General features: G+C 44.1%; 16 protein-coding genes. 12 read left to right on the top strand and 4 right to left on the bottom strand.

Features of this window, described 5'->3' with window-relative positions:
• Positions 1 to 206: 206 nt before the first annotated feature.
• The 9 genes from FOT42_RS04055 to FOT42_RS04015 all read left to right on the top strand — a co-directional run bounded on the left by FOT42_RS04055 (position 207) and on the right by FOT42_RS04015 (position 8,572).
• Entirely contained in the window at positions 207 to 1,907 is a 1,701-nt protein-coding gene (locus tag FOT42_RS04055) for a cadherin domain-containing protein (protein WP_151889271.1), read from the top strand.
• Between the two features lie 265 nt (positions 1,908 to 2,172).
• Positions 2,173 to 3,036: a hypothetical protein gene (locus FOT42_RS04050; protein WP_151889270.1), complete on the top strand. Its 864-nt coding sequence runs from the start codon at positions 2,173 to 2,175 to the stop codon at positions 3,034 to 3,036.
• 1 nt (position 3,037) lies between these two features.
• Positions 3,038 to 3,814 (top strand): hypothetical protein, encoded by a 777-nt coding sequence (locus FOT42_RS04045; protein ID WP_151889269.1) that lies wholly within the window; start codon positions 3,038 to 3,040, stop codon positions 3,812 to 3,814.
• A 24-nt stretch (positions 3,815 to 3,838) separates the two neighbouring features.
• Positions 3,839 to 4,417 (top strand): hypothetical protein, encoded by a 579-nt coding sequence (locus tag FOT42_RS04040; RefSeq protein WP_151889268.1) that lies wholly within the window; start codon positions 3,839 to 3,841, stop codon positions 4,415 to 4,417.
• Between the two features lie 4 nt (positions 4,418 to 4,421).
• Positions 4,422 to 4,790, top strand: a complete 369-nt coding sequence (locus FOT42_RS04035) for a hypothetical protein (protein ID WP_151889267.1) — start codon at positions 4,422 to 4,424, stop codon at positions 4,788 to 4,790.
• A gap of 20 nt (positions 4,791 to 4,810) precedes the next feature.
• Positions 4,811 to 6,121 carry a PA3715 family protein gene (locus FOT42_RS04030; RefSeq protein ID WP_151889266.1) on the top strand — a complete coding sequence of 437 codons (1,311 nt, stop codon included), beginning with the start codon at positions 4,811 to 4,813 and terminating at the stop codon, positions 6,119 to 6,121.
• Positions 6,122 to 6,123: 2 nt separating this feature from the next.
• Positions 6,124 to 6,687 carry a LemA family protein gene (locus tag FOT42_RS04025; RefSeq protein WP_151889265.1) on the top strand — a complete coding sequence of 188 codons (564 nt, stop codon included), beginning with the start codon at positions 6,124 to 6,126 and terminating at the stop codon, positions 6,685 to 6,687.
• A gap of 9 nt (positions 6,688 to 6,696) precedes the next feature.
• Complete coding sequence (locus FOT42_RS04020; RefSeq protein WP_192938312.1) at positions 6,697 to 7,500, top strand: DUF1266 domain-containing protein; 804 nt, start codon at positions 6,697 to 6,699, stop codon at positions 7,498 to 7,500.
• 4 nt (positions 7,501 to 7,504) lie between these two features.
• Positions 7,505 to 8,572, top strand: coding sequence for a DUF3137 domain-containing protein (locus tag FOT42_RS04015; protein ID WP_151889263.1), 1,068 nt, complete (start codon positions 7,505 to 7,507; stop codon positions 8,570 to 8,572).
• A 362-nt stretch (positions 8,573 to 8,934) separates the two neighbouring features.
• On the opposite strand, the gene rpiA is transcribed toward FOT42_RS04015, so the two are convergent.
• From rpiA to FOT42_RS04000, 3 genes are all read right to left on the bottom strand, one after another.
• Positions 8,935 to 9,609, bottom strand: coding sequence for a ribose-5-phosphate isomerase RpiA (gene rpiA, locus FOT42_RS04010; RefSeq protein WP_151889262.1), 675 nt, complete (start codon positions 9,607 to 9,609; stop codon positions 8,935 to 8,937).
• Positions 9,610 to 9,712: 103 nt separating this feature from the next.
• The gene (locus tag FOT42_RS04005) at positions 9,713 to 10,735 is read right to left on the bottom strand and encodes an AI-2E family transporter (protein WP_151889261.1); all 1,023 of its coding nucleotides are present in this window, start codon (positions 10,733 to 10,735) and stop codon (positions 9,713 to 9,715) included.
• A 63-nt stretch (positions 10,736 to 10,798) separates the two neighbouring features.
• Positions 10,799 to 11,038, bottom strand: coding sequence for a Rho termination factor N-terminal domain-containing protein (locus FOT42_RS04000; RefSeq protein ID WP_151889260.1), 240 nt, complete (start codon positions 11,036 to 11,038; stop codon positions 10,799 to 10,801).
• Between the two features lie 234 nt (positions 11,039 to 11,272).
• Between FOT42_RS04000 and FOT42_RS03995 the strand changes: the two genes are divergently transcribed.
• Positions 11,273 to 11,458 (top strand): CsbD family protein, encoded by a 186-nt coding sequence (locus tag FOT42_RS03995; protein WP_151889259.1) that lies wholly within the window; start codon positions 11,273 to 11,275, stop codon positions 11,456 to 11,458.
• A gap of 187 nt (positions 11,459 to 11,645) precedes the next feature.
• Here the strand turns inward: FOT42_RS03995 and FOT42_RS03990 are convergent, their stop codons facing one another.
• The gene (locus FOT42_RS03990; RefSeq protein ID WP_151889258.1) at positions 11,646 to 13,304 is read right to left on the bottom strand and encodes a sulfatase family protein; all 1,659 of its coding nucleotides are present in this window, start codon (positions 13,302 to 13,304) and stop codon (positions 11,646 to 11,648) included.
• A gap of 405 nt (positions 13,305 to 13,709) precedes the next feature.
• Here FOT42_RS03990 and FOT42_RS03985 point away from each other — a divergent pair, with 405 nt between their 5' ends.
• Positions 13,710 to 14,915 carry an efflux RND transporter periplasmic adaptor subunit gene (locus tag FOT42_RS03985; RefSeq protein ID WP_151889257.1) on the top strand — a complete coding sequence of 402 codons (1,206 nt, stop codon included), beginning with the start codon at positions 13,710 to 13,712 and terminating at the stop codon, positions 14,913 to 14,915.
• 138 nt (positions 14,916 to 15,053) lie between these two features.
• Positions 15,054 to 18,227 (top strand): efflux RND transporter permease subunit, encoded by a 3,174-nt coding sequence (locus FOT42_RS03980; protein WP_151889256.1) that lies wholly within the window; start codon positions 15,054 to 15,056, stop codon positions 18,225 to 18,227.
• Positions 18,228 to 18,231 lie beyond the last annotated feature (4 nt).

Genomic DNA, 18,231 nt, shown 5'->3' with positions numbered 1-18,231 from the left:
TAAGCATTTGAACCTCGCAGATATGTGCTGAAAGTTGGCGAATATATATTGGCTATTTTTTTGACCATTTCCTTGTTGCAGTTTTAACCTGCGAAAACCATTTCTTACTAAGGATTACCTACAGCAATTGCACTTTTCCTTGGGCGGTCCTGAGCCTGAAATGGCATCAACTTAAAATTTTAGTGGAAATCATCAAACCTTAGATCATGAACAAAACAAGCAAATTAACCTATGTATTTATTTTGACCATCTTGCTGATCAGCTTTGGATGTAGCAATGATGACGATGCGGGCACACCGATCAGTCTTGAAGATTTGGCAGTGACCATGGACGAAAACCCAACCAATGGCCAGACGGTCGGCACGGTGGAAACAGTTGGCGGAACAGCGTTGAACTTCAGTATTGTGTCCCAAAGTCCTGCTGGGGCCATGGACATAGATTCCAGTTCGGGCGAACTTACCGTGGCCGATGCGTCATTGTTCGATTATGAAGCGAACCCGACGATCACGGCAACAATCGATGCGGAAAATGCCGAAAATACGGTAATGGTAACCATCAACCTTAACAATGTAAACGAGGTAAGCGCACAGGCCTTGGAAGTGACGATGGATGAAAACCCCAGTAACGGCGATGTTGTCGGTTCTTTACAGACCACAGGTACGGCTTCAGGTTTTGCCATCGCTTCCCAGACTCCGGCAGGTGCCTTGGCCATTGATTCCGCTACGGGCGAGCTGACTGTTGCTGATGCTTCGTTGTTCGATTTTGAGACCAACCCGACCCTTACGGCGACCATTTCCATTGAGGATGCCGAAAACCCTGTGACTGTAACGGTTAACCTTGACAATGTATTTGAAGTATCTGTTCAAGATATTAACCTGTCCGTGGATGAGAACCCAACCGATGGTCAGGTCATTGGTACCGTTCAAACATCTGGGGCTGCCGCAACAAATTTCAATATCGCTTCGCAAACTCCAAATGGGGCATTGAATATCGATGCCGCAACGGGAGAACTGAGCGTAGTCGACCCAAACCTGTTCGATTTTGAAACAAATCCCACCATCACGGCGACCGTTACCGTGGATGATGCCGAAAATCCCGCTACGGTGACCATCAATCTGAACGATGTGGATGAAATAACCGTACAGCAGGGCAACTTTACCATTGACGAAAACCCAGCCAATGGCGATAGCATTGGAACCCTACAGGCTACGGCCAGTTCAAGTCTCACCTATACCATTACGTTCCAAAACCCGGCAGGTGCTTTCAGCATAGACCAAAACACTGGAGAGTTGACCGTTGCTGACGAAACCTTGTTCGATTATGAGGTCAACCCCAACATGCTTGCGACTATTTCTGTAGATAATGGGACTTATTCGGTATCGGCGAATGCGTTTGTTGCCCTGACAAACACCAATGAGGTTGGTGACTTTAATCATGGTGGGGTTATTTTTTGGGTAGACCCCGCAGACAACAACCATGGTTTGGTTACTTCAATTGCTGACCAAGGTGCAGTGCAGTGGGGCTGCGAAAGTGTTTTTGTAAATGGTGCTACGGGAACCGCATTGGGTAATGGTCAAACCAATACTACGGAGATTGTATCCGCATGCCCCGAAGTACAAATTGCGGCAAAACTCGCCGCAGAACTGTCCCTAAATGGGTTTGATGATTGGTTTTTACCAAGTATGGACGAGCTTAATGAATTGTATCTAAACAGAAGCATTGTAAATCCGACCATAACCGCCAATGGAGGAAATTCTTTTACCAATTCGACGTATTGGAGCTCCACCCAAGACAATATTGAACCCGGCTTTGCCCTTTTTAAAGCCTTTAATGGATTTGAAGGCAGCGAACAAAAGTCGATTCCGCTCCATGTTAGGGCAATCAGGGAATTTGACCTTGGCAATTAATTGCAAATCAAACACCTCCGGCAGCAGTTGTCGGAGGTATTTGTTCTATGGAATCGAACACATAACAGGTTTTGTTAAAAGGTGTTGTTTGTGAACAAATTTGGTTGCAACCCAGCTTGGTAAATAAAGGAAGAGTATGGAAAGTGCAGAATAGAATGGTAAACAGAAAATAATGACACTTGTCCAAATACTATTTATCGCATCGGCTATTTTTTGTCTGCTGATAATGGGGCTTTTGATCTTATCAAAAAAGAGATTCGTTACCGTGACATTGCTTGTAATGGCCGGACTTTTTCTTACGGCAACATCATTTTATGCTTATATAGAATATTCGGCCTATCAAAAAAGAAAGGAACGTTATACTGTTCAAGCAATGAGCGTTCTTGAAATACCTCATGAAAATGACCCCACTGAAAATGCACTTGACGCTTTTAAGCACTTTCAAGAATATCGAAATGTTTTGAACGGATACGCTGCATTCCTATTGGATTTGGGCATGAACGTGGGCTCTGTTTCCTATAAAAACACCCTAAGGGATGAAATAATGGCCAGTTTGGAAAGCCAAGAATATGGGGAAACGTATTGGAACACTGTTTTGAAGATCCCGTTTGAATACGACAGGAATACCAAAGAGTTCCGCAGGTCAGACTACGGGGCATTGTATGTTGTGCCCGCTGTTTATGAACAGCCAGACCTGGAAGTGGATTACGGTGATTTGAACGATGCGCGAAACTATGCTTTTTTTGAACGGATGAGCCAGCTATTGTACATCGGCCAAAGGATAAAATCGTTTGACCGATCTGCGGAAAATATTGGTAACCTATGGGATCACAACAAATCCCATATCTATACTTTTTTCTCGAAAAAGAAATACGACAAGCTCTGCAAACAAGTTGTGGACGATTTAGTGGAAGTATATGACACCATAACCGCAACACTGAACTATGAAGAGTTTTATAGGATGTACGATGTTTCGGATGATGTTTTCCTCGATTTTCCATCCCTGGAATATACCAGTTCTTTTGCGTATTCCTGGCCATTCAGCTTTTGGGACCGTCGTTTCGCGGAAGACAATGCTGCTGAGGTGTATGGTATTTTAGAGGAGATCCAAAATCATTATAAAGATTGAAATGAAAAAAGCCGTTGTCATTTTGTTGGTCATTGGTCTTGGATGGGTAGGTGTGGCCTATTATTTCTCATCGGAATCGCTCAAGTTGATTGAAGAAAAGCAGGAAGTTGATTATCTCAACGAAGTAATCCTTGAGAACGAAATGATTGCGGACGAATCGGCCAAGGAGGATTTGACCTATGGCAATAGCATCATCTATCAATCCATTGATCTCACGAAACCCGAGTATGCAGTCATCAACCCTTGTATGCAAGACTTTCATGCCAGCGGAAAATGGGATGCCCTGTGTTTAAATGAAGTATTGGATGTGGTGGTCGATGATTTTGGGGAAGAGGGCTTTATGAATGCCCTGATCGGCTCCAGTATCGATTATGACAATCTTGCCCTGGATCCTACGTTTTTGCGCAATCTCTTTTCGGAACGTCCCTCGTTGGCGAATGCCCTCAGCCTTGGTTTTTTGAACAGGTATCGAAACCCAGGCAATTTGCAACAGACATTTGATCGATACAAGGCCGATCTATTCAAAAGCATTACCAAAAGTCTGTACCAAAAAGTATTTGAACAGCAAGTGGACGAATTGTTGTCCGCCCATGAAGAAATATCGGGCCAAAACAATAAGGAGGCTTTTTTTGAAGACCTGTACTTTAAAGCGGATACCCGAAACATACATCGCCAATATTGGAAATACACCTTTTGGAAACGAAGGGAAATAGAAAAAAATGACAAGGTCCTGTATGCCATCTTGACCGAGGTCAAAAACCATTACAATGAACAGTAACGGGTACAACCTTAATCATTCAAAATGGAGATAATCATCCTTGCCTTATTGATTTTGTTGTTGGTTGTTCTGGTATTCCTGGGTTACAAACTGCTCAGGTTCATGTTCAAAAGTAAAGGGCATACCGTGGTAACCCTTTCCGCTTGTGGTTTGGTCGTTTTGGTTGTGGGTGTCAACCACATTTTTTTTAAAAAAATGCAATTCATCCAATCCAAGGTGTATCCCGACCTGTACTTGATCAAAAATCCGCTGGAGGACAGAAATGGACTGGATATTTCCATCAAAGAATTTGTATTGGAGCATGTGGACCAAAGATTGGGGAATCAAAAGGTCGAAGGCGCATCAAACTATATATTCCGTTTTTATAAATACAGTAAGAGTTGGGGCATCAATCTTTTTGCAGATGCGGGAACGGCCTATTTTTTGGAAAATGAGGAAGATCTCGGTGGTTTTGTCGTGGAAGAATTGTCCATGTATTCGGATTTTCTGTTGGCAACGTTCCAAATGGATCTTTGTGAAAATGACCAAGATCTTTATTGTGGCAAACTGATTTTTTTCAAGAAAGGAGAGGTTTCAAGAACAGAAATTTTGGTCATCCCGTAGAAAAATGAACAAGGTAGGAATCAAATCAAGTCGAAAGAGGATCAAAATTGTTTTGGGATATGCTTGGTGGACCATGGCCGCCCTACTTCTGGGCATCGGCTATATGTACCTTGTTTTGGGGCCATTGCCCGAAGCAACCAACCTTTGGGATTTTTTCTTTGGAAAGATATACCTGTTCGGGCTAGTCCGCATTGGATTGATTATTGGGAGCATAGTGGCAACCCTCTTTATACTGTCCGATGTCTTTTTGATTCGAAAGAAACAGATTTTTGGCACGAATAAAGTATTGGTTCGTATGCTGGCCTTATCGATTATCCTAGTTGTTGTGGCCACGTTACATTATCTGATGGAAAAAACCATTGACCTTATATAAAAGCAAAACCATTTGAAGAGATGAAACCAATGTATGCGGCCGTAATGATCTTGTTGTTCTCCTGCAATCAAAATCCAAGAACGGAAAAGAAATTGGAAATTATTGAAAATGAACAGGATAAACAGGCGACCCATTTGGAGACCATAACCAACAACGGGGAAACCACGCTAAGTTTTGATGAGGTGATCTCCCATACCAAAACCAAGGCGTTGCCCTATATCGATACTACAAATTTTGACCATTTTATTGATGAAGGTGATATCAAAAGTGTAAATGCCCAAGCTTTAAGCATAGAAAGGATATATCCCGATTTCTATACCGAAGGTTCCAAATATCAGGCGATGGACTCGTACAAAGTTGAATTGTCACCAAACTTTCACACAGTGGTGGTGACCTTCAAAAAAGGGGATCATGAAATGGAATCCACATTGGTCAATTATGATTTAGAAGGGAACATCATCGACCATCAATTGATTGCGTACGATGAGATTGCTGAAGGCATGTCCAGAATGGAATCGAGGATAAGCGAGAACAAAATTACATTGAACCGTATTTTATGGACAGAAAAAAAGGAGATCCAACAAGAAGAATACAGCATCCAAAGTGATGGAAGCATAGAAGCAACGGATTCCAAGATCTTAAGTGAAACCCTTTCGGAATATCCCCTGATTTTATCTGTCTTGAATGCGCTTGGGCTTCATCCTTTGGAGGTGAAAACGGATTTGATAGCTTCAAAAAACTTGAACCAATACCCAGATGGGGAAATCGTTGTCATTCCCGAAATTGTTGATGGGGGAGAACACTATTTTGAACTCAACAGCCATATCGTCATTGTCGATTATCAAACTGGGGACATCACGCACAGTTTCTTTGAAAGTGCCAAAACCAACCATTGGGTCTCTGATGCGATAGCACTTCAGGAAATCAAGATAGATACGGCCCCGTACGATCTATCCGAAGGAAAAAGGGCTTTTGGCATACGGATACGCTATCATGGAATGTCCAGTGCAAACCCCTATGAGAACGAGACCCTTTCACTTTTTGTGAAATCTGGTCACGAGCTACAAAAAATCCTGAGCAATTATAGTGTCATGGATTATGGCGGCGAATGGGATACCGATTGTCAGGGTAAATTTACCCGTACGGAAAAGACACTCCTTTTGTCCGAAGAGCGGACCAACGGCTGGTTTGATATTTTGGTGAAAAGCAAGATTACCGAAACCAAAAACGAAGAAGATGAAAATAGGGATTGCCTTGCCAAAGAAACAATTTCAACTGAAACCACGGTGTTGAAATTCAATGGGAAAGAATACAAAACGAATAAAACTTGAGTATGAAAATCATCATTATCATCATTTCCGTTGTGGGACTTATTGGCTTAATGGCCATCATCGCCAACAACCAGATCATCTCTAGGAAGAACCAAGTAGCGCAAGCCTTTGGCAGTATTGAAATCTATCTGAAGAAGCGATTTGACCTTATCCCGAACCTTGTGGCCATGCTCAACAAGTATATGGCGCACGAAAAGGAAATATTGACAAAAGTGACCGAGCTTCGCAGCCAAATACATGAGGCCTCGGAACCAAAGGAAAAGATACAGGCGTCCAACGAGCTGACAAAGATCATGGGCGGCCTTCACCTGAACGTGGAAAATTATCCAAACCTTAAAGCGGATACACAGTTCCTTGATCTTCAGGATAAACTTACCGATATCGAGGACCATATTTCGGCGGCGCGTAGGGCCTACAATGCGGCAGTAACGGTTTACAATACCAAAATCCAAATGTTCCCGGTAAACCTGATGGCAAAATTACGAAAGGACAAAGCTGCCGTATTGCTGGAAATACCCAAAGCGGAACAGAAAGAAATAGACATTGACCAACTATTAAATCCATAAACCATGCAAATGTTCGAAAATCTACCTTGGTACAGTTACGTAATCCTGGTATTGGCGATTGCCTCATATGCCTATCGCTATTTCAAAACAGGAAAGGAGGAATATGATGCCCCAGAGTTAAAGGAAGCAAGATTCAAAAAGTCATCCAACAGCAACCTGAATGAGGAACAACGCTTTGCCCTTGCCCTGTACACTCCAATTTCAGAATGGTGGAAGGCCGACTTCAACACACTTACATTTCTTCAAGCGAATGATATAAAACCCTATTTGGAGGGGTGGGGGATAGATACGCCTGAAGGTTATTGGTCATTGACCGAGTATTTTATGAAAGATGGACGTCGCTGGTATTTCGATTTCATCTATCCTATGATTCAAAAAGAGCCAAAAGAGCAGTGGGAGAGACTAATGGATGAAAAGTTTGGCAATAATGAGCGTGCACACCGCTATTTGGAGTGGTTAAATAATGGTGAAGCGTTGGGCACGTTGAAGCAAAAAGGCATTTTAACGTTCGACTCCGAATTGGAGCTTGGCGTAGCGGGTTACGATGCAGCGGTGTTGGTGGGGCAGGCCAGAAAGGCATATACTGGAGGTCTGATTTCTGAAAAGGATGCATGGAAGGTCATCCATTTTGCCAAGGAATTGGCATTGCGCCATTTTTCATCGTGGGAAGAATTCGGGAAAAGCTTCGCCATTGGTTTTGCCTTGGATATGAAGGCTGATTACGATTCCTATAAGGAACAAGTCTACCATATCTACAAACAGGTCCTGGAAAACCCCAATAGCCCTTGGAACACTATGGACTGGCCAAGGTAAGACCATGCAGCACCTTATACAAAAAGCATATAGCGAAACCAGCGCGGCGCTCAACGACATTTACAAAAAGAGGAAACGCTCCCTCTTTTTTCAAAAAGTAATGTGGGGCGTTACGGGTTTATATGTTTTGTGGATGATATTGCTATGGGCAAGCAATTATTTTCCGACATTGAACTTCGGTTTTCGGTCTGTTTTAGAACCCTATCTGCCCACCCAGGACAACCCATATGCGAATATCTACCCAATCGTAGGATTGCTGGCTTTGCTGTACCCGACCACTGTTCTTTTTGCCAGAGCTTTTCAAAGATTCAAACTTAGGGAAAAGGAGACCATAGCGAAAATGATAAAAATGCTGTTCCCACAGGTGGAATTTAGCCAAGGCCTTCCCGCTCCCATAAAAGAGATCGTCCATAGCAAACTCTTTGCATGGGTAAAAAAGGATACGCCAATATATAGCTATGGGCAGATAAGGGGAAAGGTCGACCATTCAACCATTAACATCGCGGATATCGGAATTGTGGAACAAAATATATCCAACAAGGTGACCGGAGGTTTAATGCGCATTCCCATCCTGAACCTGTTGGTAGTGCTTTATGGATATGTGTTCAGGAACATGGTTTCAAATACATCGGCGGACAATCACTATTTCACATATCGAGGTATGTTCTGTTGGCTTAAGTTCACAAAGAAACTGGACGGGCATACCGTGGTTTTGCCCAACGCTCAGATGCCCAAATGGGACAGATTGGTGAGTTCTAACTTCAAGGAAGAACATAAAATGCATTTGGAGGACCCAAGGTTTACCAAGGATTTTGTGGTGTATGGGACAGACCAGGTGGAAGCCCGTTATGTCTTGTCCTCTTCGCTTATGGAACGCATAGTGTCCTTAAAGGAAAGATTTGACCGTCCCCTATATTTATCATTTCAGGATAGACAGATGTATTTGGCAGTCATGAATGATAATGGGTTGTTTTCATTCCCTTCGGGAAAGCTGGAAGGGATCAAGATGGTTGAGGAGTTGGTAAAGGAAATCGAAACAGCCTTGGAAATCTCAGAAGACTTAAAGTTGTAGATGATATTTCCTTGGTCAAAATTGACTCTATTTGAGATTTGGTTCAAATAAGCCAATTACTATTGAAACTGTTCTGATGACAGTTTAAAGTTAGGCTGATCGGTTTTTATAATAGTTTAAAACACTGATTGTTATAATGTTATGAAATTAACTTTCTTCCTGTTATCCAGACTTAACCTTTTTAAACATGATAAAAAAACTGTTGATATTTTGATTTTCAGCGTCTTGTATTTTTTTTATATATCAACTAAAATCATATAAAGCGTGTTCTTATCGGGAGTATACTATATGTTGTAATTTCGGATGACTTCTTGAGACATATAGCTTTTCATGCTAAATATTTGTATATCAATGGATTTTGCTTATTGAAAAGTCTTGGTTTCATTACCTGACCCCATGATGATCAGGTTTGTGGTGTTCAAAAAGAGTCCCGTTTCCACAATTCCAGGAATGTTGATCAAGCTTGACTGCAATGTTTCAAGGTCTGTTTGCCCTTGGATGTCCAGATCTAAGATGGAATTATGCTGATCGGTCCTATATTCTTTGCCATTGTGAAGTCTTACTTGAGGGCTTAGACCCATTTGGCCCAATTCATCCATGATTTTCCTTTGTGCAAATGGAATCACTTCGATGGGTAATGGAAAGCTCCCCAGCTGTTCGACTTTTTTGCTTGAATCTACAATGATCACATTTTTGGAAGCAAAGTGGGCGATTATTTTTTCACGCAACAGCGCACCGCCTCCCCCTTTAATGAGCTGTAGTTTTGTGTCAAACTCATCGGCACCGTCAATATTGATGTCGATTTTGGGAGCCACATCGAGAGATATGACAGGAATACCTTCTTTGATTGCCAATTTCTCTGAGATGCCGGAAGAAGCAACACCTTTGATGTTTAAGCCTTCTCTGCAAGCTTTTCCCAACAGTTCAATCATAATGGCCGATGTGGAGCCTGAACCAAGCCCAACGACCATTCCGTGTTCTACCAGTTTTAAGGCAGCTTTGGCCGCGATGATTTTTTCATTTGTTGTACTGGACATATTTTGCCCCTATCTTTTTAAGATCGGTTCACCAAATTATGGCAAGTTTTAATGAAGTCAAAATACTTGGTGGTGATAAATAGGTTCGATAAAATAGAATCGATTACAGTTGCTCTTCGTCCTTTTTGCCATATTCCCTTCTGTAGATGTAAAGGACCACGAGAAATAGGTTCACCAGCAAAGGACCAAATATCAAACCTATGAACCCAAACAGCGGAATGCCCACAATGACCCCGATCAGGGTGATCAGTGGGTGCACATTGTCCAATTTTTTCAGTACATAGAGTCGGATCAGATTGTCGGTGGACCCCACCACAACGATCCCGTACAAAAGAATGCCCCAAGCCTGGAACGTATTTCCATTGGACAGGGCGAGTATGAACACGGGAATGGTCCCCAAAAAATTTCCCACAAATGGGATCATGGACCCTATGGTGACTATGACTGCCCAGAAAAACGGACTTTCGACCCCAAAAATCAAAAAGCCGATCAATGCCACGGTACCTTGGGCCAAGGCCACCAAAGGTATGCCCAGTGCATTGGCCCTAACAATATCGGTGACCTCATTGCCAATGAGCTTTAGGTTTTCATCGCTCATGGGAACATATTTGAAGAGGGAATCTTGGAGTTTTGTACGATTGGTCATCATATAGTACAACAAAAAATACATGATGGAGATGGCAATGAGCGTGTTGAAGGTACCCCCGGCAAGGCCCTGCAGGCTATCCGATAACCAATCGGAAGTACCTGTGGCATCTATATCTGGAATAAACTTAAATCCCACATAGGATTCCAGTTCCTGTACTTGTCCCTTGAGGGCGGAGACCACCTTTTTGGAGTTTTTCACCGCGTTGCCGATCTTGTTCCCCAACATCAGGATTGCCCCGCTCACGGGCATTAAGATCATGATAAAGGAGGCAAACATCAGCAGAACTACCGCCAATCTTTGATTCCACCCTTTGCCCACCAACCATTTCATAGGTTTTGTCAAAATTACGTACATGGTGATCGTGCCAAGTACCCCAGAGAGGTAAGGTATCATTTCGAATGCAATGAGCCCACCTATCAATACGATCAAAAGGAGCACAAAAATCTGTCGGATCAAGCTGGGGTCTATTGTTTTCATAGGGGATGGGTATGGGGCATAATACATTTAGTTTGAAGGGAAAAAAGCCTTGTATGGTTCATGTCAATTGTTTCGAAGGGCATAGATCAGTTCGGCCTTGTTCATCTTTGAACGGTTTTCGATTCCCACTGTTTTGGCCTTGTTGTAAAGATGCTCCTTTGTCCACTCCTCATAGGGCCGTGCCTTGCCACCTTTCTTGCCGGCATCGGGGGTGTTGGCTATTCGTGCGGATTTTTCTTTGCTGTACCCTTTTTCACGCAGGGCCTCATATTTTTCTTCATCTTTTATACTCGGATTTGGCATGATATCAGTTTTTATGTTCAATGAAAAAGTCATCAGTTGCCATCAAATTTCATGAAATATAATCTTGGCCATTGCCCCGATTGCCATTTTTCTTGCCTGTAAACAGTTATCAATGAGTTGGTCACTCAAAATGATACCATTATGTGCTTTAGGGTCAAGATTTAAATTTTTTAGGTCAATGGAGCTCGGTGAAGGATTTTATCTTAGGGGTATAAACATTTAAAAGCAAAAGTTATGAACAACGATCGATTGGAAGGAAAATGGAAACAGGTGAAAGGTAAGTTCAAACAAAAATATGGTGAGCTTACGGATAACGACCTTGCATACTCCGAAGGCAAGTTTGAGGAGATGTTGGGCAAACTACAAGAAAAGACCGGTAAGGCAAAGGATGAATTAAAAAGGGAAATAGAAAGCCTTTAATGGCCAACCTTTTTGTGTTATCCTATACAATGGCCCTTTGAATCAACAAAGGGCCATTGTATTTATGAATATTTCATCCTACATGGAATTTTCCATATCAATGCCATGTACTTTGCCCAAAAGTTGCCCCTTCACTGCTCCCCAATCAGATTGCAAAGCCAAAAATGTAGAGGTAAAGACCGATACACTAGTTCTGTGTTTTTAAATATTCTTGATATAACCTTTTCATTTCATCAGGGGAAAGTTTCCAATATTCAATCAAAGGATTTTCTTTGACCTTTTCATGGTATTCATCAATGAATTTTTGGCTCAAGGAGTCATTGTCCCCATATGTTAGCCTCAATCCATCCAAATCTTTGTGAAGCTTTTCTTGAATATCGGCATATGCAGGGTCTCCATAAATGTTGTTCATTTCGTTGGGGTCTTTCTTAAGGTCATACAGTTCCCATACATCCAAGTCATAGTAGAAATGGATCAACTTATAACGATCTGTGGTAATGCCGTAATGTCGTCTTACATCGTGTTCGGAAGGATGTTCGTAATAATGGTAATAATGCGCATTTCTCCAATCCTTGGGCGTTTTTCCCTTCAAAATGGGCACTAGACTTTTTCCTTGCATATCCCTGGGAATTTCGGTTTGTGCGATATCCAGAAAGGTCTCGGCAAAGTCCAGATTGGAAACAAGGTCTTTGTTGATGGTTCCAGGAGCCACCTTTTCTGGCCATTTCACCAATAATGGGGTTTTCAGTGATTCCTTGTACATCCAACGTTTGTCAAACCAACCGTGTTCCCCCAAATAGAACCCCTGATCAGAAGTGTAAATGACTATGGTGTTCTTGTCCAGCCCAACTTTCACCAAGTAGTCCAATACCTTGCCCACACCCTTGTCCACCCCGGCAACACTTGCCAGATAATCCTTCATATAACGTTGATATTTGAATCGGATAAGGTCGTCCCCTTTTGGGTTCTCCTTTTTGAATTTTTCGTTTATTGGACGATAAATGGAGTCCCATTTTTGTTGTTGTTCCTTGGTAAAACCAGCTTGGGGACCATCAGTTATTTTAAGATCCTGTTCAATTTTCATGGCCTCGGAAATCGACATATAGTTCATGCCGGCAATGTCACGGTTCCCGGAATAATCATCAAATAAGGTTTCAGGCTCCGGAATCTCAACATTTTCGTACAGGCCCAGTTCGTTGGGGCCGGGTTGCCATGGTCTATGTGGTGATTTGTGGCCAAGGAACAACATGAATGGTTGTTCTTCGGATTTAACGGAATCCATCCATTGTATGGCTTTTTCCGTAATGATTTCCGTTGTATATCCCTCCAGTTCATATTGTCCTTCCTTGTTGATGAAAGTCGGGTTGTAATAGGAGCCTTGTCCAGGTAGAATGTCCACATAATCAAATCCTTTTGAAGGTGTGTCCCCCAAATGGAGCTTGCCCAAAACGCCGGTTTTGTAGCCCGCCTGTTGTAGCAATTCACCAAAGGTCTGCTGATCAAAATCAAATTTGGAACCAATGGTGTTGTCGATGAATCCATTGAGGTGGCTATACTTGCCGGTAAGTATGGCGGCACGTGAAGGGCCGCAGATAGAATTGGTCACCAAACAGTTCTCGAACAACATGCCATCTTCTGCAATTCTGTCAATGTTGGGGGTGGGGGCCACTTGGGCCAACCTGCCGCCATAGGCACTGATCGCTTGATAGGCATGGTCATCACTTATGATGAAGACTATATTGGGCCTTTTTGGATTTTCATCTTGTTGTTCCTCTTTCTTGGAACCTTTGTCGCCACAAGATGCAACCAAACAAAAAGCAAGGAGGGCGGGAAATAAGTTTTTCATATTTGTTTGTTGCTGGTATGATAAGGTTTTTCCAAAATGGGTGAATCTTACGAAGTTGGCCCGTGAATGGAGAATCCGAGGGATGCGCATAAGTTTTAACTCCATAGTCCAGTCTTTTCAAGTATTGTTTGGGGAACGAAACCTTTTTGCTGGTCGGCCCTATGTGTAGGGCTCAATACTAATATACAGTTATTCAGTGTATTATTGTTCCTTGTTTTCGAAAATTGGACAAACTGCATGATGGGCCACTTGGTATTTTTATAGATTTTTCATAAAAAAAGACCATAAAAGCGCCTTTTTGCCCAGTAGTTAAGATTTTGGTCATTTCTGAAACCATTATGGTTATCCCCATGGCTCCCTTCCCCTATAATTTTGTCATGTAAATTAAAATCAAAGTATAAGATCATGATGCAATTAAATTTCAACACGAAGAAAAACCTGACCATTGGTCTGATGCTCTTGGCGATAACCATATTCATCTATGCCTTCACCACAGCGGACAGTGGAAATGAAGCTCCCCAAGCCGAAATGGCGGCCCTCCCGGTAGAAGTGGCACTCCCAGTCCACGAGAACATCACGGAATGGGATGAATATACAGGTAGATTTGAAGCCAGTAGCAGGGTAGAGGTCCGTGCCCGCGTCAGTGGTTTTTTGGAAAAAGTGAATTTTGAGGATGGACAGCACGTAAATAAAGGCCAGATTCTTTTTACCATTGACCAAAGACCTTTCAAAATTGCCTTGGACGAGGCCAAAGCGAACCATGGACAAGCGCTTGCATCCCTCAAAACAGCACGGGACAATTTCCAAAGAGTGGAATCCTTGAGAGAAACGGGTGCTGTTTCCACGGAAGAATACGATCGCCGCAAACAGGCCCTGGTCCATGCAGAAGCAAGTGTGCAGTTGGCCCGGGCAACCGTTGAAAATGCCGAACTGAATTTGGAGTTTACCCAAGTGAAAGCCCCCATCTCCGGTTTGGTGAGCAGGGACAAGGTGAACGAAGGGAACTTGGTGGATGGCGGCAGCGCCAATTCAACCTTGTTGACCACCATAGTGGCCACAAGCCCCATACATTTTTATTTCACCGGGAGTGAATCCGATTATTTGAAATATGTGCGCTTGGCCAAAGATGGAAAACGGGGTTCTGCACGATCTGAAGGTTTACCGGTACAGATCAAACTTTTGGATGAGGACGAATTTTTGCACGAGGCCACACTGGATTTTGTGGACAATGAGATCGATAGCCAAACGGGCACCATTGAAAGCCGTGCCGTCCTACGAAATGAAGATCACTTGTTGGAACCCGGTATGTTTGGGAAGGCAAGGATCAGTGGTAGTGACGAGCATGAGGCCATTATGGTTCCAGATGAGGTCATCGGCACCAATCAATCACTGCGCTTTGTCTACGTTTTGGGAGAAAACAACCAAGTGACGAGCAAGAACGTGGTTTTGGGACCGCTGCATTCCAATGGGTTGCGGATTGTTAGGGAAGGACTCTCTCCCGGCGACAAGATCATTACCAACAACCTCCAAAAAATTGGGCCAGGCATGGTGGTGAATCCTCGGGAATCGACCATCAGTCCCCAGAAAGCAGATTTGGCATCAGCCCACTGACCAAATCGACATACGTAGTAAAAACTAAAAAAACAGATTGCCCCTTTTGATAGGGAGCTCCTTTTCGCCAGGTCACAATGGGTTTGGACATAAGGGAGCAAGGGAATCCTATTGCCCAATCTCAAATGATCTAGAATTATGAAGTTTAGTCACATTTTTATAAAAAGACCAATTTTTGCAGCAGTATTGAGTGTGCTCATACTGATCGTTGGAGGATTGGCATACATGTCCTTGCCCACATCGCAGTTTCCCGATGTGGCGCCCCCTACCATAGAGGTGGTGGCCATGTACCCGGGCGCGAACGCGAAGACACTCTCGGAAACCGTTGCGGCTCCGTTGGAAAAGGAAATCAATGGGGTGGAGGACATGATCTATATGACCTCACAATCATCTGCAGACGGACGTGTCATTCTACAGGTGACCTTTGAGTTGGGTACAGATTTGGACAAGGCACAGGTACAGGTACAGAACAGGGTGGCCATAGCGGAGCCCCGTTTGCCAGAATCCGTGAGAAGATTGGGGATCACGACCAAAAAAGTGTCCCCTGATATGTTGATGGTGGTCAATATGTATTCCCCCAACAATACGTACGATCAAATCTATATGGGCAACTATGCCGTACTACAATTGAAGGATGAGTTGGCCAGGATCAAGGGAATCGGGGACATTCAGATTTTTGGGGCCGCGGAATATGCCATGCGGATCTGGCTGGATCCCGATAAGATCGCCAGCCTCGATATGACAGCGGCAGAGGTAGTGGCCGCCTTACGCGCCCAAAACGTCCAGATTGCCGGTGGTACGCTCAATGCATTGCCTTCGGGGAGCCAAACTGCCTTTGAGGTGAACATTCAGACCCAGGGCAAATTGGTGACAACGGAACAGTTCGAAAACGTGATCATCAAATCCCAGGACAATGGCCGTATCGTTCGGTTAAAGGATGTGGGAAGAGCGGAACTGGGTGCCCAAAATTATGCCACCCGCGGTTACTTGGGAAAAAATCCCGCCATTGCCATGCCCATTTTCCAGCAACCGGGAGGGAATGCCTTGGAAACTGCTGCAGAGATCCAGGACAGAATGAAAGAGCTTTCAAAGAATTTCCCGGAGGACCTGAAGTATGAGATTGCCTATAACCCGACCGAGTTTATCCAAAAATCGGTGGATGAGGTCTATCGCACCATATTTGAGGCCATCATCCTGGTCGTATTGGTCATTCTGCTGTTCCTGCAATCATGGCGTGCGGCGATCATCCCAATTTTGGCCATCCCTGTTTCCCTGGTAGGAACCTTTGCCGTGATGCAGGCCATTGGGTTTTCCCTGAACACCTTGACCCTGTTCGGTCTGGTGCTGGCCATTGGTATTGTGGTCGATGACGCCATTGTGGTGGTGGAAAACATGGAACGGTATCTAAAGAAAGGCTATTCGCCCAAAGAGGCAGCTTTCAAGACCATGGATGAAGTTGGTGGCGCATTGGTGGCCATAGGTCTGGTGCTGATCGCCGTTTTTATTCCAACGGCTTTTCTTGAAGGCATATCCGGTCAATTCTATAAACAATTTGGGGTGACCATTGCGGTGGCCACGGCAATTTCAGTCTTTGTGTCATTGACCTTGAGTCCCGCCATGGCTGCTTTGTTGATGCGCCACGAAGAAAAGGAGGAGGGAAGGAAGACCATTCCCTTGCTCAAACCTTTTGCTTATATAGGGAACAAGTTCAACCAGTTCATGGAAAACCTTTCGGAACGATATGGAAGAGGGGTCCAGCGATTGGTAAGGACATCGGTAATGGTATTGGTGGTCTATTTTGGACTCATCTTGCTCACCGGATTGGAGTTTGGCAGGGTGCCCAAAGGGTTCATTCCTGCCATGGACCAGCAATATTTCATCACCTTGATCCAATTGCCCCCTGGGTCATCCCTATCACGAACGGATGAAGTGGTGCAGGATGTATTGGATATTTCCTTGGAAATCGATGGTATTGATACCGCTGTTTCCTTTACAGGCTTCGATCCTGCATCGTTTACCAATGCGTCCCATTCAGCAGCAGTGTTCCAGACCCTTGATGATTTTGAGGAAAGGAACGACAGGGGAATTGGGTATGAGGAACTGTTGGCGACCATGCGTGGAAAATTGTCCCAAATCGATGATGCCATTGTGTTTGTGATACCACCCCCATCCGTAAGTGGTATTGGTAATGCGGGAGGATTCAAGATGATGGTGCAGGACCGGGCAAACTTGGGTACGGATAAGCTATTGGAAGCCACAAATGCACTTGCCATGGCTGCCAACCAAGATCCCGTGTTGAGCAACGTCTTTACCTTCTTCAACAACCAAACACCTCAATTGTACTTGGACGTAGACCGGGTGAAGGCAGAAAAATTAGGGGTCAATGTTGAGGAAATATTCCAGTCCCTTGAAATTTATATGGGTTCTGCGTTTGTCAATGAGTTCAATTATCTGGGACGGACATTTCAGGTGACCGCCCAGGCCGATGCCCCAAACCGATTGACCCCGGAGGACATATCCAAGATCAGGGTACGCAACAATGCCGGGGACATGGTGCCCTTGGGGACCATTGCCAAGCAGGAGAACATTGCCGGTGCCTCGCGGATACCTAGGTTCAATTTGTACCCATCCGCCTCTTTGAACGGTGATTTTTCACCGGGGTACAGTTCCGGACAGGCATTGGAACGTATGGAACAGTTGGCCGAAGAGATACTGCCCCCGGGCATTTCCTTCCAGTGGACAGAAATCGCCTATCAGGAGAAAAAGGCCGGAAATACGGCCGGGATAGCATTCCTTTTGGCCGTGGTCTTTGTCTTTCTGTTGCTCGCGGCACAATTTGAAAGTTTGGTCCTGCCGCTTGCCGTGATCTTTATTGTGCCCATGGTACTGTTGTTCGCCATCTTGGGAATAGACCTTGCCGGATTGGACAATAACATCATGGTGCAGATAGGGTTGGTGGTGCTCGTGGGTCTGGCCAGCAAGAATGCCATTTTGATCGTGGAATTTGCAAAACAATTGGAAGAGCAGGGAACCGAATTGAAAACAGCGGTAATAGAAGCATCCAAACTGAGGTTGCGACCCATTTTGATGACCGCAATGGCCTTTATTCTAGGCGTTGTACCCTTGGCCTTGGCCACAGGTGCAGGCGCTGAACTAAGGGTTTCTTTGGGAATTGCCGTGTTCAGTGGAATGCTCGGAGTGACCTTGTTCGGTGTCTTCCTTACCCCGGTATTCTACTATTTGGGAAGGAAATGGACGACCCGTAGCAATGAAAGAGAAATAGAACAGGTGCCCAATGCACTGAACGCTTAAAAGT

The organism is Flagellimonas hadalis, assembly GCF_007785775.2.
GTDB classification, from domain to species: domain Bacteria; phylum Bacteroidota; class Bacteroidia; order Flavobacteriales; family Flavobacteriaceae; genus Flagellimonas; species Flagellimonas hadalis.
This window is presented reverse-complemented; position numbering and strand designations above follow the sequence as displayed.